General features: G+C 39.2%; 16 protein-coding genes. 13 read left to right on the top strand and 3 right to left on the bottom strand.

Going from position 1 to position 19,294, the window contains the following annotated elements:
- The first annotated feature begins 1 nt into the window (after nucleotide 1).
- Nucleotides 2-1,120 carry an AbrB family transcriptional regulator gene (locus tag CEQ83_RS04325; protein WP_099330629.1) on the top strand — a complete coding sequence of 373 codons (1,119 nt, stop codon included), beginning with the start codon at nucleotides 2-4 and terminating at the stop codon, nucleotides 1,118-1,120.
- A 65-nt stretch (nucleotides 1,121-1,185) separates the two neighbouring features.
- Nucleotides 1,186-1,959, top strand: coding sequence for a class I SAM-dependent methyltransferase (locus tag CEQ83_RS04330; protein ID WP_028412130.1), 774 nt, complete (start codon nucleotides 1,186-1,188; stop codon nucleotides 1,957-1,959).
- Nucleotides 1,960-1,997: 38 nt separating this feature from the next.
- Here CEQ83_RS04330 and CEQ83_RS04335 read toward each other — a convergent pair whose 3' ends face one another.
- The 3 genes from CEQ83_RS04335 to CEQ83_RS04345 are packed head-to-tail and all read right to left on the bottom strand — an operon-like array spanning nucleotide 1,998 to nucleotide 4,940.
- The gene (locus tag CEQ83_RS04335) at nucleotides 1,998-2,843 is read right to left on the bottom strand and encodes an ABC transporter permease (protein ID WP_013081885.1); all 846 of its coding nucleotides are present in this window, start codon (nucleotides 2,841-2,843) and stop codon (nucleotides 1,998-2,000) included.
- Nucleotides 2,836-4,041, bottom strand: coding sequence for a quaternary amine ABC transporter ATP-binding protein (locus tag CEQ83_RS04340; protein WP_013081886.1), 1,206 nt, complete (start codon nucleotides 4,039-4,041; stop codon nucleotides 2,836-2,838). Before CEQ83_RS04340 ends, CEQ83_RS04335 begins: the two co-directional genes overlap by 8 nt.
- Nucleotides 4,042-4,076: 35 nt before the next feature.
- Nucleotides 4,077-4,940 (bottom strand): glycine betaine ABC transporter substrate-binding protein, encoded by an 864-nt coding sequence (locus CEQ83_RS04345; RefSeq protein ID WP_028412131.1) that lies wholly within the window; start codon nucleotides 4,938-4,940, stop codon nucleotides 4,077-4,079.
- Nucleotides 4,941-5,535: 595 nt separating this feature from the next.
- Here CEQ83_RS04345 and CEQ83_RS04350 point away from each other — a divergent pair.
- From CEQ83_RS04350 to CEQ83_RS04400, 11 genes are all read left to right on the top strand, one after another.
- Nucleotides 5,536-6,120 carry a TetR/AcrR family transcriptional regulator gene (locus CEQ83_RS04350; RefSeq protein ID WP_098113710.1) on the top strand — a complete coding sequence of 195 codons (585 nt, stop codon included), beginning with the start codon at nucleotides 5,536-5,538 and terminating at the stop codon, nucleotides 6,118-6,120.
- Between the two features lie 135 nt (nucleotides 6,121-6,255).
- On the top strand, nucleotides 6,256-7,743 hold the full coding sequence (locus tag CEQ83_RS04355; RefSeq protein ID WP_098113711.1) for an aldehyde dehydrogenase family protein: 1,488 nt from the start codon (nucleotides 6,256-6,258) through the stop codon (nucleotides 7,741-7,743).
- A 25-nt stretch (nucleotides 7,744-7,768) separates the two neighbouring features.
- Nucleotides 7,769-9,145: a putrescine aminotransferase gene (locus CEQ83_RS04360; protein ID WP_028412134.1), complete on the top strand. Its 1,377-nt coding sequence runs from the start codon at nucleotides 7,769-7,771 to the stop codon at nucleotides 9,143-9,145.
- Nucleotides 9,146-9,267: 122 nt separating this feature from the next.
- The gene (speB, locus tag CEQ83_RS04365) at nucleotides 9,268-10,224 is read left to right on the top strand and encodes an agmatinase (RefSeq protein ID WP_028412135.1); all 957 of its coding nucleotides are present in this window, start codon (nucleotides 9,268-9,270) and stop codon (nucleotides 10,222-10,224) included.
- Nucleotides 10,225-10,525: 301 nt separating this feature from the next.
- Complete coding sequence (locus CEQ83_RS04370; RefSeq protein WP_014461429.1) at nucleotides 10,526-11,905, top strand: APC family permease; 1,380 nt, start codon at nucleotides 10,526-10,528, stop codon at nucleotides 11,903-11,905.
- A 116-nt stretch (nucleotides 11,906-12,021) separates the two neighbouring features.
- Nucleotides 12,022-12,678 carry an HAD family hydrolase gene (locus CEQ83_RS04375; protein ID WP_028412137.1) on the top strand — a complete coding sequence of 219 codons (657 nt, stop codon included), beginning with the start codon at nucleotides 12,022-12,024 and terminating at the stop codon, nucleotides 12,676-12,678.
- Nucleotides 12,679-12,984: 306 nt separating this feature from the next.
- On the top strand, nucleotides 12,985-14,370 hold the full coding sequence (locus CEQ83_RS04380) for an LLM class flavin-dependent oxidoreductase (protein ID WP_098999793.1): 1,386 nt from the start codon (nucleotides 12,985-12,987) through the stop codon (nucleotides 14,368-14,370).
- Entirely contained in the window at nucleotides 14,367-15,548 is a 1,182-nt protein-coding gene (locus CEQ83_RS04385) for an acyl-CoA dehydrogenase family protein (protein WP_098999792.1), read from the top strand. Before CEQ83_RS04380 ends, CEQ83_RS04385 begins: the two co-directional genes overlap by 4 nt.
- A gap of 106 nt (nucleotides 15,549-15,654) precedes the next feature.
- On the top strand, nucleotides 15,655-16,788 hold the full coding sequence (gene ssuD / locus CEQ83_RS04390) for an FMNH2-dependent alkanesulfonate monooxygenase (RefSeq protein WP_033578143.1): 1,134 nt from the start codon (nucleotides 15,655-15,657) through the stop codon (nucleotides 16,786-16,788).
- A 15-nt stretch (nucleotides 16,789-16,803) separates the two neighbouring features.
- Nucleotides 16,804-17,991 carry an acyl-CoA dehydrogenase family protein gene (locus CEQ83_RS04395; RefSeq protein WP_098999791.1) on the top strand — a complete coding sequence of 396 codons (1,188 nt, stop codon included), beginning with the start codon at nucleotides 16,804-16,806 and terminating at the stop codon, nucleotides 17,989-17,991.
- Nucleotides 17,992-18,293: 302 nt separating this feature from the next.
- Nucleotides 18,294-19,238, top strand: a complete 945-nt coding sequence (locus tag CEQ83_RS04400) for an ABC transporter substrate-binding protein (protein ID WP_028412138.1) — start codon at nucleotides 18,294-18,296, stop codon at nucleotides 19,236-19,238.
- Nucleotides 19,239-19,294 lie beyond the last annotated feature (56 nt).

A 19,294-nucleotide genomic window follows, 5' to 3' on the forward strand; every position in this document is an offset into this window, starting at 1 on the left:
TATGAACGCAAGAGTTGTTTTTTTACAATCTATATTTTTTATTCTATTAACAAGCGTGGGAGGATTTCTTTTATCGTTAACAGGCTTATCCATTGGCTGGATGCTTGGGACTCTCATTTTAGCTGCTATTCTAGCTTTTCGAAAGCCGCGTTTTTTATCTCAAACAAGCAAAAAAGGCATTCCAAAATATTGGCTGTACGCTGGACAGTGCATTTTAGGGATTGAATTAGGTCAAAAGATTAACTTATCTGTGGTGACTACGTTTCAATCTCACTGGTCCACCATTACGATTATGCTTTTGCTGTCCGTTGTTTTTTCTCTTTTATCCGGTTATTTGCTATGGAAGTTCAGTTCCACAGACTTATTAACAAGCTTTTTCGGTACGACTCCGGGTGGAATGAGCGCCATGCCAGGCATGGCTGAAGAAGTAGGAGCCAATACGGCAGTTGTAAGCATCATTCAAACGATGCGCGTGTTTTTAGTTGTGCTTGCTGTTCCTTTATTTGTAGTCTATTGGGGAAGTAATACAGGACGGCATGCAGTGTCCGTTACCCCGAGTGTTTTTGAGTGGGGATCACTGTTGTGGACAGGCGTTTTAATTGTTACAGCAGTAGTCGGCTATTATATAGGGAAAAAACTAAAATTTCCTGCTCCTTGGTTAGTAGGAGGAATGCTTACTGTTGCAATTGTTCAAACAGCTGCTTCATCGTACGTGGGGTATAATCTTCAATCATACTGGCCTCATTCTGTGATGATTTTATCGCAAATTTTTATTGCTTCAAGCATTGGTTCTCGCTTTCATAAGGAAATGTTCATTGGAGTAAAAAAAATTATGGTTGTGGCGCTTATTAATACAATTGGTTTAATCGCCGCCATGTTTGTATGTGCACTATTCGTTTCCAAAATAACTGGAATTGAGCTTATCACGTCTATTTTAGCGTTTGCTCCTGGAGGCATTGCAGAAATGGCGACTACATCCATTGTACTGCAGGCTGATTCGACGTTAGTAGTAGCGGTCCAAGTGCTTCGTATTTTAACAATTTGGCTGCTTCTGCCTCCGCTGTTTCGCATGTTTCATCAGTGGGGAGAAAGAAAAAGAATACATTCACACGTTTCATAATAAATATGTGAATGCACTAGGTAGAGTAAGAGAGAGTTTTAAAGAGGGAAATGGGGGGAGAATAGATGAGTAATAAAGAAATGGTGGTCAGTCAGTTCGGGGGGAATGCCGGAAAGTATGTCAAAAGTAAAGGTCATGCAAAAGGCAAAGATTTAGCGGTTTTAGCGGAAATTGCTGAAGAAAATAGAGGAGGAAAGCTGCTTGATGTAGCGACAGGAGGAGGACACGTGGCAAATAAGCTAGCACCTGTCTTTCAAGAAGTAACGGCTTTTGACTTAACTCCTCAAATGTTGCAAAGTGCTGAAGGCTTCATTAAAGAAAATGGTCATGAAAATGTATCGTTTGTTCAAGGAGATGCTGAGGATATGCCATTTCAAGATGACGAGTTTGATACGGTAACGTGCAGAATTGCACCGCACCATTTTCCTAATATTAAACAGTTCATCAAAGAGGTATACCGAGTGTTAAAGCCAGGAGGACAGTTCTTGCTCATTGATAATGTAGCACCGGAAGTGAATGCTTATGACGAGTTTTATAATCGAGTTGAAAAGACAAGAGATCCAAGCCATTATCGTGCTTATAAAAAAACAGAGTGGCTTTCTATGCTTGAAATGCAAGGATTCCGTACAGAAGTGCTGACAACTTTTCCAAAGCGCTTTTTATTTGATGACTGGTGTGCGATGATGAATGTTCCCCAAGAGACAAAGCGTGAGCTTACTCAATATATGCTGAATGTACCAAGCGGATTTAAACAGTTTTTCGAAATCAAAACGAATCAACAGGGAATTGAATCGTTTCAAGGAGAAGCAATCTTTGTAGCGTGCTACAAACATAAATAAAAAGAAGCCAACTCCGGTGAGTTGGCTTCTTTTTTTACTTATGCTCGTTGGTTTGAACGATTTCCAAAATATTGCGTAATACGGTCTAAAATAATTGCTAAAATAACGATTGAAATTCCAGCTTCAAAGCCCGTGCCGACTTCAAGTCGAGAAACTGCACGATATACTTCTGCACCAAGTCCCGGAGCACCTACAAGAGAGGCAATAACGACCATTGAAAGAGATAGCATGATGCTTTGGTTAATTCCTGCCATAATTGTTTTTGTAGCTAATGGAAGCTGTACTTTAAATAATTTTTGTTTTGTTGTTGAACCGTAGGCATTTGCTGCTTCTACTAAGTCAGCGGGTACTTCACGAATACCTAGGTTCGTTAAGCGAATCGTTGGAGGCATTGCAAAGATAACAGATGAGATAACACCTGGCACCACACCAATTCCAAAGAAGAAAAGTGCTGGAATCAAATACACAAATGCCGGCATCGTTTGCATAAAGTCTAAGATTGGCGTAATAATCCGAGCTGTCTTTTCGCTTTGAGATGCCCAAATGCCTAGCGGGATTCCTACTATAATTGAAATTAATACGCTTGTTAAAACGAGGGCTAGTGTGTCCATTGTTTCTTGCCAGTAGCCAAGATTAAGAATAAATAATAGACCAATCATCGATAAAATAGTAAATGACCATTTTTTACTTGAAAACCAAGCAATGATTCCGACAATTAAGATTAAAATTAATGCTGGTGGAAAGGTTAGCACTAGTACAATAAAACTTACAATACCATCGACAATAGCTGAAATAACATCAAAAAACCCTTTGATATTATCATTTAAAAACGTGACAAAATGGTCAATCCAATTGCCAACGGGAATTTTAGGAATACTATTCATTTACGTTCACCTCATTACTATCAGTACCGGCAAGTGCTTCAATCACTCGCTCTTTTTTAATGATGCCGCGCAGACGATGGTTTTCATCTACAACCGGTAGCGGGAAACGGCTGATAACCATTTTGTCGTACAAGTTTTCTAGTAGCGTATCTGTCGTAACAGTCGGAATATCCGTATCTAATACGTCTGCTGTCAGTTTATCTTGTTTAATGGCGCGGCTGATATCATCTGCCGTTACAACTCCTAGAAGAGTTTTTTTCTTGTCTACGACGTAGATGCTTGAATAACCAGCTTCTTGCATAATTTTAAGAGCCACGCGCGGACCACGGTCTACGGTAATGGATTCGGCACGATTCATCACGCTTTCAGCTGTGTATACTTTAGCTACATTAACGTCTTCGACAAAGCGCTCTACATAATCATTGGCAGGGTTTGTCATAATTTCTTCAGGTGTTCCTACTTGAACAACACTGCCGTCTTTCATTAAAACGATGCGATCTCCGATTCGAAGAGCTTCATCAAGATCATGGGTAATAAAAATGATTGTTCGCTCCATTTTTTCTTGAAGCTCCAGCAAAAAATCTTGCATGTCTTTACGAATAAGCGGATCTAGTGCACTGAATGCCTCATCCATTAATAAAATGTCAGGGTCATTGGCAAGTGCTCGAGCTAGTCCGACGCGCTGCTGCATACCGCCGCTCAGTTCACCGGGATATTGATTTTCGTATCCTTTTAAACCTACTAATTCAAGCGCTTCTTTTGCTTTCTTTTCGCGTTCGGCTTTTGGTGTACCTTGAACTTCTAATCCGTATTCTGTGTTATCAAGAACCGTACGGTGAGGGAATAAAGCAAAGTTTTGGAAAACCATGCTCATTTTTTTTCGGCGCATGTCGCGAAGTTCCTCTTTGTTCATTTTTACTACATCGTCACCGTCTAAAATAAGAGATCCAGATGTTGGTTCAACAAGGCGGTTAAACATGCGAACTAAAGTGGATTTACCGCTTCCAGACAGGCCCATAATGACGAAGATTTCACCGGATTTGATTTCGAAGTTTGCTTGATTAACTCCAATTGTCATTCCTGTTTCTTCTAGAATTTCTTTTTTTGTTTTTCCTTTTTGAAGTAAATCAATCGCTTTTGACGGATTCTTACCAAACACTTTGGTTATATTTTGTACTTTTAATTTTACGTGTTCCATATGTCCACCTCAATTGTTGTTTTCTTTTACGTTCATTACTTTTTCGTCCAACTATCGATTAACTTTTTATGTTTTTTTACCCATTTCTGTGCTGCTTCTTCAGGGTTTGAAGATTTTTCAACTTGTGACAGAAGAGGACTGATTAATTTATCGTTCATCTGTGCATTATTCATCCATTTTATGACTTGAGGATTTGTCTTTTTAAATTCCTTGCTTGTCATTGTGTAAATGTTGTCAGGGTCTCCAAACGAGTTTTTAGGATCTTCTAAATATTTGATGTCAAAGTCTGCAAAAGCCCAGTGAGGATTCCACATAGTAACAACAATTGGTTTTTTTGCCTCATAGGCTTTGCGCAGTTCACTTAGCATAGCTGCCTCAGACGATTTTACAAGCGTATAGCTTTTAAGGTTATAATCTTTTAACGCTTGTTCGGCTAATCCGTTAATGCTGGAGCCTGGGTCAATTCCAATAACTTTGTTATCGACATCAGAAGCAACCTTAGCAAGGTCTTCTGTTGTGTTCACGTCTTTCATATAGGCGGGAACCGCAAATCCTAAGCGCGCATTTTTAAGCCAAGGGTCTTCAATGTTTACTTGATCTTTATACTTTTTGTAAAAAGGCGCATCTGTTGTAGGAAGCCATGGTGCAAACGAAATATCAATGTCGTTATTAGCTGTTCCTACCCAAACACCGGCTTTCTCTAAGAAAACAGTTCTAACCTTATAACCTCGATCTTCTAAAATCTGTTTCCATACGTACGTGTAGGCAATGTTTTCAGTATAGTTATTCATGCCGATGGTAATGGTTTTTTTATCTTTAAAGGCGCCATTACCGTTGCCGCAAGCTGAAGTAATAACTAGAAGAAAACAAATCATGCTGATTAAAAATAGTTTCTTCATGCAATGTAACTCCTTTATAAAGTTTTAAATCAATATGACTGATATGTAGAACGGATGCTAAACACAACGAAGTGTATACCCGGTTTTTTTAGGTGGTAAACATAAAAAATATAAAATGTGAAATAGAGTGGGTGATTTTTCGGCGTTATAAAGTTATTTTTAGCTAAAAATGTACATCGTAGTTAAGAGAAAATATGGGAAATAAATGGATAAAATAAGTGACTGTAGAATCAGTCTTACATGTTATCACTCTTTTTTTTACTCCGTCAACTTCAAGTCAAGAGTAATTCGGCAATTGAGCCGTATAAACCGATACGAAAAAATATCTTTTTAATAAAGTTATTTTTTAGGAAGAATAGGTGATTAAAGAGCTTTGCATCAGCTTTTACCTTGAATTGTAAAAGGAAGAAAGATAACAGTGAGACATATAAGAAACGTGAGAGGAAATTGATAAAATAAAAAAATATTTTTGAAGCCAGCATACGGATAAATTTTTGATTGAATTTAAAGATTCAGAAAATTTTATCTTGCATAATTTCAACTTCTTATAGTAAAATGAATGAAAGTCATTCATTTTATAGGTGGAGGGAAAAAGTTGGTTACAAGCACAAGTGAAAAATACGATAAGATTTTACAGGCAGCGATTGAAGTTATATCTGAAAAAGGACTTGATAAAACATCAATTTCAGACATTGTAAAGCGTGCAGGCGTAGCTCAAGGAACTTTTTATCTTTATTTCAGATCCAAAAATGCCCTTGTTCCTGCTATTGCAGAAAACTTACTTTCTTTGTCGCTTGAAAAAATTAAAGAAAGAGCTAAAACAGCAACAAATTTTTTAAGTACATTAGAGGTGATGATTGACGAAACGTATAAAACAACGGATGAATATAGAGATGTTCTTGTTTTATGCTATTCGGGGCTCGCTTTTGACTATTCATTAGAAACATGGGAAGCTATTTATTTACCTTATTACAACTGGTTTGAAGAGGTATTAAATGAGGCAGTGAAAAAAGAAGAAGTCATCAAGCATCTTAACGTTAAATGGACAGCTAAAACGATGATCAATTTGATTGAAAACGCTGCTGAACTTTTTTATATCGGGCGAGAGCAAGATGTCACACTTGAACAATCGAAGGAAGAACTTTTTCAATTCTTAAAGCGTTCTCTTGTGCCATTGTAATATTAGCGATGCTAATATTACATCCATTAAAATGACTGACATTCATTCAAAATATACAATTAGTTATCAGAATTATAAGTTTTTAAAGGTTTAAAATGACTGACAATCAGTCGTTATTCGACAAGGAGGTATTGTATGGATCGTACAGCCGTTAAAACTTTAGCTTTGAATATGTACATAAACGGAGAGTGGAGAAAAGCAGAGAAGCAGCGTCCAACTGTTAACCCAGCGACAGGTGAAGTAATTGGATATGCTGCAGAAGGCAGCGCAGAAGATATGAAAGCAGCAATTGAAGCTGCACGGGAAGCCTTTGACAGCGGAATTTGGTCTGAGACTTCTGCATCTGAAAGAGCAGCTATCTTATTTAAAATTGCCGATAAGCTTGAAGAAGCGAAAGAGGAATTAGCAGCGCTAGAAACAATAGATAATGGAAAGCCCTATCGCGAAGCTGAGGCTGATGTGGAAGATGCAGCTGCTTGTTTTAGATATTACGCTGGATTAATTACAAAGCCAGACGGTCAAACGTACAGTGTTCCTGCACCTATGCAAGCAATGGTTATAAAAGAACCAATGGGGGTGTGCGGACTGATTGTACCTTGGAATTATCCGCTCTTGATGAGCGTGTGGAAAATTGCACCTGCTTTAGCTGCAGGAAATACGATTGTATTTAAACCTTCTGAAGTGACACCAGTTACTCCTACAAAACTTTTTGAGATTTTAGAAAGCGTAGGATTGCCAAAAGGAGTAGCAAACCTTGTTATGGGAGCCGGAGATACTGTGGGAAATACGCTTATTCAAGATAAGCGTGTTGATAAGATTTCTTTTACAGGCGGAACGGTAACTGGAAAACACATTATGCGTCAAGCAGCAGAAAATGTAACGAAAGTCTCTTTAGAACTTGGAGGAAAGTCACCGAACATTATATTTGCTGACGCTGATTTTGAAACAGCTGTAGATTATGCCTTGTTTGGAATTTTTGCAGGGAGCGGCCAAATTTGCGCTGCAGGTTCTCGTATTTTAGTAGAAGAAAGCATTGCTGAGCGATTTATCGAACGTTTTGCAGAGCGTGCTCAAAAAATTAAAGTAGGAAATGGAATGGATCAAGAGATTGAAATGGGCCCTCTTGTAAGTGAAGAACATATGAAAAAAGTATTAAAGTACATCGAAATTGGAAAGCAAGAAGGCGCTCGCCTTGTATGCGGAGGCAATCGAATCACCAGCAGTGGGTTGGAAAAAGGTTTTTTTGTAGAACCTACGGTTTTTAGTAACGTTACGTCAAATATGAAAATTGTGCAAGATGAAATCTTTGGGCCTGTTGTCGTTATTCAAACGTTTAAAGATGAAAAAGAAGCTATTAAGCTTGCAAATGATACGGAATATGGTTTAGCAGGCAGCGTGTTTACAAACGACGGTGCAAAAGCTCTTCGAGTGATTAAAAAGCTGCGTGCGGGTATCACTTGGGTAAACACGTATCATTTTACGTTTAATGAAGCGCCTTGGGGCGGATATAAGCAGAGCGGAATTGGCCGAGGGCTAGGAACGTTTGGTTTGGAAGAATTTCAAGAAGTAAAACAAATTAATATTAATTTACAAGTAGAGCCAATCGGCTGGTTTAAAAATTAAAAAGTAGAGAAGGAGCGATATTAAAATGAATACAGTGACGAAAAATCAAGAGGTAAACAAAGCATACGGTGAAGTAAACGAATATATCAACAAAGTGCTGGGACTTATTGAAAAAAGTGAAGTATCAGCTGAAGAAGCACAGTGGATTACGAAAGAAACAGTAGACGGATTTCGCGAGCATGTCAACCCAGGCTTTTTAGAATATCGTAAAACGGTAACGGTGGATACGCAGTTTGCAGCTGTTGAATGGTCAGATGAAGGTTCTTGTTTTACTGATGTAAACGGTAAAAAATACATTGATTGTTTGGGCGGATTTGGAATTTATAACGTGGGGCACCGTCATCCTAAAGTAGTCAAAGCTGTTCAAGATCAGCTTCAGCGTCAAGCGCTCCATAGCCAAGACTTATTAGATCCACTTCGTGCGATGCTTGCGAAAATTTTAGCAGATATTACACCGGGGGATTTGAAGTATTCCTTTTTCACAAACAGCGGAACAGAAAGCGTAGAAGCCGCTTTAAAACTAGCGAAAATGTATAGTGATCGAACAACGTTTATTTCCACAACACGTTCTTTTCATGGAAAAAGTCTAGGTTCTTTATCAGGTACGGCAAAAGGAATGTTCCGTAAACCATTTCTGCCGTTAATTCCAGGTTTCCGTCACGTGCCGTTTGGTGATATTGACATGATGCGCAAAACATTTGAAACGTGCGCGCTTGTAGGGGAAGATGTGGCAGCTGTTTTATTAGAACCAATTCAAGGAGAGGGCGGCATTATTCTTCCTCCTGAAAATTATTTAAAAGAAGTGCGTGCACTGTGTGATGAGTACGACGCTATCTTAATTTTTGATGAAGTTCAAACAGGTATGGGACGTACCGGTGAAATGTTTGCATCAGAACTATATGATGTTGTACCCGATATTTTATGTCTTGCTAAAGCGTTTGGAGGAGGAGTTATGCCTGCTGGGGCAGTCGTAGCAAAAGAAAAAGTGTTTTCAAGCTTCTTTGATAATCCGTTTATGCACACAACAACGTTTGGAGGCAACCCGCTTGCCTGCGCAGCGGCTATTGCAACTATTAACGTGTTGATTGAAGAACAGCTGCCAAACCGCGCGAAAGAGCTAGGGGAATACTTCCTTGCTGGTTTAAAGAAAGCTGCTGAAAAACATGGAGATAAAGTACTTGAAATCAGAGGGCAAGGTTTAATGATTGGAATTGAATTTCACCAAGATGAAATTGGCTACGCGCTTTCTAAAGGTATGTTTGATGAAGGAATTCTAGTAGCTGGGACGCTTGTAAACTCTAAAACAATTCGTATTGAGCCACCGTTGACTATTTCAGCGGAAGAAGTAGATCAAGTCATTTCTACATTTGAAAAAGTATTAAATGAGCTAAGTAACCAATAAATGTAACAAGGAGCAATGAATATGAATCGTCAAACGTTTCTTATTCCCGTATTGCTTTCGATGATTTTAGTAGTACAAATGCCTAGCGACTAACTGAAATTATCGAAACGGAGGAGTAAATCATGAAATATCCATTGTCCCCAGATGTCAAACCAGAATTTTGTACAACAGGCTCATTTATGAGGCTTCCAGCGGAAAGAGGAAATGCAAAAGTAGGGCTAGTAGGGATGCCGTTTGATACGGCGGCATCTTTCAGAGTAGGTGCGCGTTTTGCACCTCAAGCCATTCGGCAAGCTTCCATGACGCTGTTTCCTTATCACCCGGTACACGACGTATACCCATTTGATGATACAAATGCCATTGATATTGGTGATGTGCCGGTTATTCCGCACAATATTCACAGAAGCTATGAATTGATGGAAGAAGCGGTAGGAGCTCTTATGGATAGAGGAATCGTTCCTATTGGAATCGGAGGAGATCATTCCGTTACTTTAGCAAGCCTTCGTGCTGCTGCTAAAAGATATGGCCCAGTGGCTATGATTCATTTTGATTCTCATACAGATACGTGGGATACGTATTATGATGAAAAATATTGGCACGGATCTCCTTTTATACGCGCATATGAAGAAGGGCTAGTAGATCCGAACAAAGTTTTTCAAATTGGTATTCGCGGAACATTAAATCATCCGGGAGATGTTCAAGAAAGCAAAGATCTCGGTTACCATGTAGTAACGGCAGGAGAGCTTGAACATCAAGGGTTTTCATTGATTTTGGAGCAAATGAAGACAGCGATTGGAGATACCCCGTGCTTTTTAACATTTGATATTGATTTTGTTGACCCTTCGTGTGCACCGGGAACGGGAACGCTTGAAGTAGGCGGATTCAGCAGCAGAGAAACGCTGCAAATGATCCGTTCTCTAACGGGATTTAACTATGTTGGATTCGACTTGGTAGAAGTGCTGCCTTCTTATGATCCAACGCAGATAACCTCTTTGCTTGCAGCTACAATCATTCATGATTTTGCTAGTTTAGTTGCAGTGAAAACGAAAAGAAAGTCATTGGATACGACGATTGAATAATGGCTTGTAAGCAGAAATCCCTCTCATTCAGAGGGTATTTCTGCGTTGATATAGCAGGAGATTAGGAACATATAGCTATTTAAAATAAAGCGCTTTCATAATATGATAAAAGAAAAAGATAGTTTGTTAGCAACCCTTACCAACTTAAAGAAATAAATCATATATTTGCTTATAGTAAATGTAACAACTCTTTATATAAAAATGAATGAAAGTCATTCATTTTTATATAAAGAAATTAAACCATATGCATTTATGGATTAAATTGTCAGAATGTTCTTAATAAAGTGAAGGGGGAAGATAAATGAAACATGAAACAGTAACATTAAAAAGGTCGTTGAAATTATGGCAGATTGTATTAATGGGGATCGGATATATGACTCCGATGGTAGTGTTTGATACGTTTGGGATTGCGTCTGATATGACGAATGGACACGTTCCCACATCTTATATCATAGCCCTTGTCGGGATGCTTCTCACGGCAGTAAGCTACAAAAAGATGATTCAAGTGTTTCCAAATGCAGGCTCAGCCTATACATATACGCAAAAGACAATCAATCCACATTTAGGGTTCCTAGTTGGCTGGTCTGCACTAATGGATTATCTCTTTTTACCGATGGTTAACGCACTTATTTTTCAAATTTATTTATCATCTATTTTTCCTTCGGTACCATCGTGGATTTGGGTTGTCAGTTTCGTCATTATCGTTACGCTGCTAAATTTACGAAGCGTTAATTTCACCGCCAATTTCAATACGTTTCTTGTTGTATTTCAAATGACGATTTTAGTATTGTTTGTTGCTGTTTCAATCAAAGCCTTGCTAGGCGGAATGGGGGAAGGAACACTTTTTTCTATGAAGCCCTTCTTTAATCAGAACATGACGTCATCAGGGCTAATAGCAGGAGCTACACTTATGTGTTTTTCCTATTTAGGGTTTGATGCAGTGGCTATGTTATCAGAAGAAACGCCCAATCCTAAAAAAACGATTCCGCGAGCTATTTTTTTAGTTGCGTTAATCGGAGGAGTCATGTTTACCGTGACATCTTATTTTATTCAAGCGGTTTTTCCGACGTTAGAAGGATTCAAGCATCCAGACGCTGCGGCTCCTGAGATTGCTATGTATGTGAGCGGTACGCTGTTTCAAATTGTCTTTTTAGCTGGAGGAATTGCAGGAACATTATCATCAGGCATGTCATCGCATGCAAGCGTTTCGCGTTTATTATACGTAATGGGACGCGACCGAATTTTACCTCAGTCATTTTTTGGTTATGTTCATCCTAAGCTGCGTACACCTTCGCGAAATATTGTATTAGTCGGAGTGGTATCAGCAACTGCCATTTTCTTTAGTCTGGCAACGGCTACGTCATTTATTAATTTTGGAGCACTCATTGCGTTTTCTTTTGTTAATATTTCGGTTATTGCGCACTATGCTGTTCATCAAAAGCAGCACCGGTCGGCTAAGGGTTTTTGGTCATACATTATTATGCCACTATTAGGAGCAGCAGCGATTGGCGTTTTATGGCTCAACTTGGAGCGCAATTCATTTTTACTTGGGATTGGCTGGGCGATTGCTGGTTTAGTTTATTTGGTGTATGCAACGAAAGGTTTTAGAAGGCAGCTGTCTTCCATTGAGTTTAAGGAAACAGAAGAAATGTCACCTTTGATGAAAGTCGGAGAAAAGTAAGGATAGAAACTACCTGTTTAAGCCTATCTTATTAAGGAAGCCACATTTATGGATTACGTATTTTGAACGTGTTACTATGTAAGAACGATAAGATAGAAAAAGGTAGGTAAATTATGATTAAAGCAGTTGTGTTTGATTTTGATGGATTAATTATTGATACAGAATCAGTGTGGTACGAGGTTTACCGCGAAATGTTAGAAGACAGGGGAGTAGATCTACCGATTGCAACGTTTGCTTCTTATGTGGGAACGGATGCTACGGCACTTTACGATTATTTGCTTGAGCAGTTTAACAATGAGTTCACGAAAGAGGAACTGGCTCAAGAATCGTTAAGACGTCATCAAGAAAAAATGAAATCGTTAGTAGCACGAGAAGGTGTAGCAGAGTACTTGGCAGAAGCAAAAGAACTTGGATTAAAAATTGGTTTAGCAAGCAGCTCATATCGCGACTGGGTAACAGCATTTTTAAAAGAGCTAGATTTGCTGCACTATTTTGAAGTCATTCAAACGCGCGATGATGTAGAAAAAGTGAAGCCAGATCCGGCTCTTTACCGAAATGCAATTGAAAAGCTAGGAGTAGAACCCTCTGAAGCTTTAGCATTTGAAGATTCTTCTAATGGAGCAAAAGCTGCCATGGCAGCAGGCTTGCGCTGTGTGATTGTACCAAATCCGTTAACTAAACATCTGTCATTCGAAAGATATCACTTACATATCGAATCGATGAAAGAGAAAAGTTTAAAAGAAGTGATTCAGTATCTTTGTATTGAAGACTAAAGCGAAAAGCGGCACATTTTCCAAAAGAAAATGTGCCGCTTTTTTTATTGTTTTACTGCTTCTTCAGTCAAATCAAAAGGATTATCTACAGGGTTATAGACGCCGTCGTAATGTTTTTTAGTTATTAGAATAATAAGTCAATAACCTTTAAAGAAATCCTAATTCAGTATTAGTAATACCTTCATTTATGTTTCGTTATAAGGGAAGAAGTTTCATTGACACTCTGGAAGAATATGTTTTAAGATTACTTCCAAACAGTCTTAATTCTTAGTTAATTTATGTATTTAATTAGTTTTGGAGGTTTCTATGGGTAAACATATTTATTTAAATGCGTTTGATATGAATTGTGTTGTACATCAGACACCTGGTTTATGGACGTACCCAAGTGATCAAGCGTCCGAATATAAAACGTTAGATTACTGGGTAGAGTTAGCTAAGCTATTGGAAAAAGGAAAGTTTGACGGTTTGTTTTTAGCTGATGTATTAGGCATTTATGACGTTTATAGGCAAAGTAACGAAGGAGCTCTTAAACAAGCTGCTCAGCTTCCGGTGAATGAACCAACTGCACTTATTTCCGCTATGGCGTATGCTACAAAGCATTTAGGGTTTGGAGTAACGGTATCTACTACTTATGAGAAGCCTTATGCGTTTGCCCGGAAATTTTCGACATTGGATCATTTAACAAATGGCCGTATTGCATGGAATATTGTGACTTCATACCTTGAAAGTGGATCAATCAATCTAGGATTAGAAGAACACTTTACGCATGAAACCCGCTATGATATTGCCGATGAATTTTTAGAAGTCTGCTATAAGTTGTGGGAAGGAAGTTGGGAGGAAGGAGCTGTTGTAAAAGATAAAGAAAAAGGAATTTTTACACTTCCAGACCGGGTTCATCCGATTAATCATAAAGGGAAGTGGTTTAGTGTTCCAGGCGTACATTTATCAGAACCTTCACCGCAGCGGACTCCAGTTTTATTCCAAGCAGGAGCTTCTGCACCAGGAAGAGAATTTGCTGCCAAACACGCTGAATGTATCTTTACAAGTTTTCCTACTAAAAAAGTAGCCGCAGATTACGTGAAAAAAATGCGCGCTCAAATTGCTGCAGAAGGCAGAGACCCACAGAGCGTATTAATTTTCAATTTATTTACACCAATTGTTGGACGAACTGAAAAAGAGGCGGAGGAAAAGCTTGCCCAGTTTGAGAGCTATGTCAATTTCGAAGGAGCAGCCACGCTGTTTAGCGGCTGGACGGGAATTGATGTTTCTGCCTATGAGCCAGAACAGCTCATTGAATTTATTGCAAAGAATTCGGTTCGTTCTGCTTTAGAGAAATTTACAATAAGTGATCCCGATAGAAAGTGGACGATAGAAGAAGTAGTGAAATTTGTCAGTATCGGAGGGATGGGCCCAGTTACTGTGGGTAGTCCAGAACAAGTAGCTGATTTTATGGAAGAATGGGTAAACGATACGGGCATGGATGGGTTTAATATGGCTTATGTGACCACACCGGGAACGTTTGCTGATTTTATTGATTTAGTGATTCCTGTTTTGCAGGAAAGAGATTTATTCAAAATGGATTACAGTGAAGGAACTTATAGAGAAAAGCTATTTAAAAAATCACATTTCTTGCCTGATGAACACTATGGCGCTCGATATCGAAAGACGAGCCAAAAGGAGAGTTTAACATGACCGCGACCACTGTAAAGGAAGAAATTTATCTTGATCAAGCAAAAAAGCTGTCCGTTTCTTTTGCAAAGGATGCAGCGCAAAGAGATAAAGAAGGCGGAACACCCAAGCAGCAAAAAGATGCTATTCGCCAAAGCGGGCTGTTAAATTTATTAATTCCTCAAAAATATGGCGGAGAAGGCGGGAGATGGTCAACAGCTTTGGCTATTGTTCGAGAGTTGGCCAAAGGCGATGCAGCATTAGGCCACTTATACGGCTATCACTCCTTGTTTGTCTCAGATATTCGAATCAAAGGTACAGAAGAACAGCAGGCTTATTTTTATCCTTTATCTGTTCAGCAGCAAGCTTTTTGGGGAAATGCCTCTAATCCTTTAGTAGAAAGTCTAAAAGGCGATAAGCAATCACAAGGTTATCTATTAAATGGAACAAAAGCTTTCGGTTCTGGTTCACCTGATTCTCAGTACTTATGGCTATCGTTTAATGATAGAGAAACGGGGCAATATTTAAACGGAGTCGTGCCTACTGCGAGAACAGGCATTACCGTCAAGGATAACTGGAATGCGATGGGACAAAGACAGACGGGAAGTGGAAATGTAGATTTTAAAAATGTACGAATAGAAGAATATGAAGTGGTTCAAGATTTTGTTGAAAATCCTACTCCTTTTTCAACTATTGGAGCCTCGCTGTCGCAAATTATTTTAACGAATGTCTTTATAGGAAGCGCTTTTGGAGCAATTGAAGAAGCACAAAACTACACGGCTTCTAAAACACGGCCTTGGTTAACATCAGGGGTAGAAAAAGCTTCGGATGATCCAGGTATACTGCGAAAATACGGTGAACTTTGGATTCAAGCGAAAGCAGCCAGTGCACTTGCAGATGAAGCAGCTCTCATATTGGATGAAGCGTGGGAAAAAGGCAGAAAATTAACGGAAGAAGAACGTGGAAATCTAGCAGTTCACGTAGCGGCTGCCAATGTTTTCGCTGGTAATGCTGCACTGGATATCACAAGTAAGATATTCGAAGTTATGGGAGCGCGTTCGGTTCATGCTGAATACGGATACGACCGATTCTGGCGTAATGTAAGAACTCATACTCTTCATAATCCAGCTGAATACAAGCTTCGAACGGTTGGGAACTGGGTGTTGAATCATCAGTACCCTACACCTAATCCGTATGCTTGATTTAAAAATAGTAAAAAATGAAGCTATCAGACAACTGAGGCTCCTTATTGCAGTTTATTTGTAATAACGGAGTTTTTTTTGTAGCTTTCAAAAGGGGCGAATAGAAGTGGAGTTATTTTGGTTTATTCCAACGTACGGAGATGGACGTTATTTAGGAAGCCATGAAGGAGCCAGGGCTGCAAGCTATTCTTATTGCAAACAAGTTGCACAAGCTGCGGATGAGCTAGGATATAGCGGGGTTTTGCTTCCGACGGGAAAGTCATGCGAGGATGCGTGGATTGCTGCATCTACTTTAGTGCCAGTCACTGAAAATCTGAAGTTTTTAGTGGCGGTACGCCCCGGTTTAATGTCCCCTACACAAGCCGCAAGAATGGCGGCAACATTTGACCGCTTTTCTAAAGGAAGGCTTCTTATTAATGTCGTAGCAGGAGGAGATCCTGTGGAGCTAGAAGGAGACGGGGTGTTTTTGAACCATCACGACCGCTATGAGCTGACAGATGAATTTTTAACGATATGGAGAAGGGTATTAAATGAATCCGATGTTCACTTCGACGGAGACTACTTGAGTGTTAAAGGTGGAGACGTGCTTTATCCGCCGATCCAAAAACCGTATCCTCCGCTTTATTTTGGAGGTTCTTCTCCTGTAGCGATGGACGTTGCCTCAAGGCATATAGACGTCTATTTAACTTGGGGAGAGCCACCTGCGCAAGTAAAAGAAAAAATTGAACGAATGAAAGAAAAAGCTAGGCAGACAGGAAGAGAAATTCGATTTGGCATCAGGCTTCATGTCATTGTTCGTGAAACTGAAGAACAAGCCTGGAAAGCGGCAGATGAACTGATTCAACATGTAGATGAAGAAGCCGTTAAATCAGCCCAAAAAGTATTTTCTCGAATGGATTCAGAAGGTCAAAAACGTATGAGCGCCTTGCATCAAGGCGACCGTTCAAATTTAGAGGTAAGCCCTAATCTATGGGCTGGTGTAGGGTTAGTTCGAGGAGGCGCAGGGACTGCTTTAGTAGGGGATGCTGATACGGTGGCACAGCGAATCAAAGAATATGCTGAGTTAGGTATCGAAACATTTATTTTATCTGGATATCCTCATTTAGAAGAAGCATATCGAACAGCAGAGCTTTTGTTTCCAAGACTTCCAGTTCAGCGTAAGCAAGATGAGAACGAGCGCACATTTATCAGTCCATTTGGTGAAGTGAAAGTGAATGATAAAGCACCCGCTAAAAGGTGAGAAAGGAGGGGGATCATGAACAACACACAAACGGTTGCAGCTTCTCAAGAGAAAATCCTTGAATTGGCTAATCAGTTGGCTAAAGAGTTTTTCAAAACAGCCGCAAAAAGAGATAGAGAAGGTGGAACGCCTCTATATGAGCGTAATCTACTTAGAAAAAGCGGTCTTTTAGCACTCCCCATTCCTAAAGAATACGGAGGTTATGGAGCCGGCTGGCCGATTGTTTTTAAAGTCGTGAATATCATTGCGAAAGCAGATAGTTCACTTGCACACTTGTTGGGGTATCATTATTTGACGGTTTGTTCGACGTTTCTGTTCGGAAGTAATCAGCAGTACAAAACTTTTTACGAAGAAACAGCAGCTCAGCAGCTTTTTTGGGGCAATGCCTTTAATCCTAGAGATTCAGGGTTGAAAGCAGTTCGAGAAAATGGACGATTAATGCTCAGCGGAAGCAAGAGTTTTTGTTCGGGGGCAACGGATTCCGATCGTTTGTTAGTATCGGCTCAAGAAGAAAACGGTGAGGTATTGCTATGTGTACTTCCTACTCATAGAGCAGGAATCGTTACTGAAGATAATTGGGACGGATTTGGGCAGCGTCAAACGGACAGCGGAAGTGTAAAGTTTGAAGGTGTTATCGTTTATGAAGAAGAAATATTGCATAAAGCAGATGGAGAGCAAAAGGTTTTTCCTACGGTACGAACACATTTAGCTCAGCTTATGCTCACTCACTTATTGTACGGTATTGCTCAAGGCGCTTTGGAAGAATCAAAAGCTTATCTGAAGGCTCATACAAAACCGTGGCTAAGTTCAGGTGTTGAAGCAGCGGAGCAAGATCCTTATATTATTCAGCAATACGGTGAAATGAGTTTAAACCTTCATGCTTGTTCAGCACTTATAGAAAAAGCTGTTACAGAATTTGATCGTGCATGGGCAAAAGAAGATGCGCTAACGGAACAGCAGCGTGGCGAGTGTGGAGTCGCCATTGCGATGGCTAAAACGTTTACTGCCAAAACGGCCTTACATATTACTTCCACTATATTTGATGGGATGGGTGCTAGGGCCACGTCTGATCAGTACAAATTTGATCGCTACTGGCGCAACGCACGAACAATTAGCTTACACGATCCTGTTGCTTACAAGCTTCGTGACATAGGTAAATGGTATCTTAGCAGTGAACTGCCGCCGATTACCCCATATTCATAGAAGTCTACTAAAAAAAGAGGTTGGGACAAAAGTATTTTAATTGTAGGAAAATCCGAACGATGAATCGTTCGGATTTTTTATGGTTAAGGTGAACGTAGGTTTCATATGTTGAGTTGCTTCTAGCTGTTGATTGGATGGGTTTCATTATGTAGCAATTTCTTTTTTAATAGAATGGGTATAACTTTTTTAATTAAAAAATAACGAATCAGCTTGTTTAAATAGATAAAACTGATATAATGATAACGATTATCAGTTTCAAGAGTCAATTATCTACATAAAGATACAAGCAGGAGGAATGACATTTGAATAAGAAAAAAATAGGACTGCTGGCTTTTATTACAATGCTGGCAATCGGAATGCTTATCGGCTGCAGCAGTACGAACAAGGAAAATTCAGCCGATGAAAAAAATGAAAAAACAAGAGTGGTTAAACATGAGCTTGGAGAGACAAAAGTAAAAGAAAATCCAAAGCGAGTAGTTGTATTAGAGTTAGGTTTTATTGATGCATTGTTAGATGCTGGTATTAAACCTGTAGGAGTAGCTGATGATGATAAAGCAGAACAGCTTATTGATAAAGATGTACTAAAAGAAATCAAAGGATACAAATCAGTTGGCACGCGAGCACAGCCTAGCTTGGAGTCGATTAAACTGTTGAAGCCAGATTTGATTATCGCTGATTCAGAACGTCATAAAAATGTATATAAAGAATTATCGAAAATTGCGCCAACAATTGAATTAAAAAATTTAAATGCTAATTACGATGATTTACTAAATACGGAGTTAAAAGTAGGAGAAGCGGTTGGCAAGAAGGCAAAAGTTGAAAAAGTTGTAGAAGAGCATAAGCAAAAAATGAAAGATTTAAAAGCAAAAGCGCCAAAAAATCCGGGCAATGTACTTGTTATCGCTGATGCAAATGGTAATATTAATGCTAGAACTTCAAATTTCTTTACAACGGGTGTTCTTGAGCAATTAGGCTTCAAAAATGCATTAACAGATCCTACAAAAGAGTACAGTGTAAAAATGACAATGGAACAGCTCGTAAAAGCAGATCCAGACAAACTCATTGTTATGCGAAATGAAAAAGGTCATACGCCTTTAGCAAAACAGCCATTATGGAAAGAGCTAAAAGCGGTTAAAAATAATCAAGTGTATGAAGTTGATGTATTTAAATGGTCTCTTCGCCGAAGTGTACAAGGTGCAAATGGTATTGCAGATGAAGCAGAAAAGTTATTATTTGAAGGCAAATAATAACGAAGAAAAGAACAATCCAGCGGGGTTGTTTTTTTCTTTTTATTGAACTTTCA

The organism is Priestia megaterium, from assembly GCF_009497655.1.
GTDB lineage: Bacteria > Bacillota > Bacilli > Bacillales > Bacillaceae_H > Priestia > Priestia zanthoxyli.

Coding starts and splice junctions, on each gene's coding strand:
- CEQ83_RS04325 (WP_099330629.1), top strand. CDS start 2: ATGAACGCAAGAGTTGTTTTTTTACAATCTATATTTTTTATTCTATTA.
- CEQ83_RS04330 (WP_028412130.1), top strand. CDS start 1,186: ATGAGTAATAAAGAAATGGTGGTCAGTCAGTTCGGGGGGAATGCCGGA.
- CEQ83_RS04335 (WP_013081885.1), bottom strand. CDS start 2,843: ATGAATAGTATTCCTAAAATTCCCGTTGGCAATTGGATTGACCATTTT.
- CEQ83_RS04340 (WP_013081886.1), bottom strand. CDS start 4,041: ATGGAACACGTAAAATTAAAAGTACAAAATATAACCAAAGTGTTTGGT.
- CEQ83_RS04345 (WP_028412131.1), bottom strand. CDS start 4,940: ATGAAGAAACTATTTTTAATCAGCATGATTTGTTTTCTTCTAGTTATT.
- CEQ83_RS04355 (WP_098113711.1), top strand. CDS start 6,256: ATGGATCGTACAGCCGTTAAAACTTTAGCTTTGAATATGTACATAAAC.
- CEQ83_RS04360 (WP_028412134.1), top strand. CDS start 7,769: ATGAATACAGTGACGAAAAATCAAGAGGTAAACAAAGCATACGGTGAA.
- speB (WP_028412135.1), top strand. CDS start 9,268: ATGAAATATCCATTGTCCCCAGATGTCAAACCAGAATTTTGTACAACA.
- CEQ83_RS04370 (WP_014461429.1), top strand. CDS start 10,526: ATGAAACATGAAACAGTAACATTAAAAAGGTCGTTGAAATTATGGCAG.
- CEQ83_RS04380 (WP_098999793.1), top strand. CDS start 12,985: ATGGGTAAACATATTTATTTAAATGCGTTTGATATGAATTGTGTTGTA.
- CEQ83_RS04385 (WP_098999792.1), top strand. CDS start 14,367: ATGACCGCGACCACTGTAAAGGAAGAAATTTATCTTGATCAAGCAAAA.
- CEQ83_RS04395 (WP_098999791.1), top strand. CDS start 16,804: ATGAACAACACACAAACGGTTGCAGCTTCTCAAGAGAAAATCCTTGAA.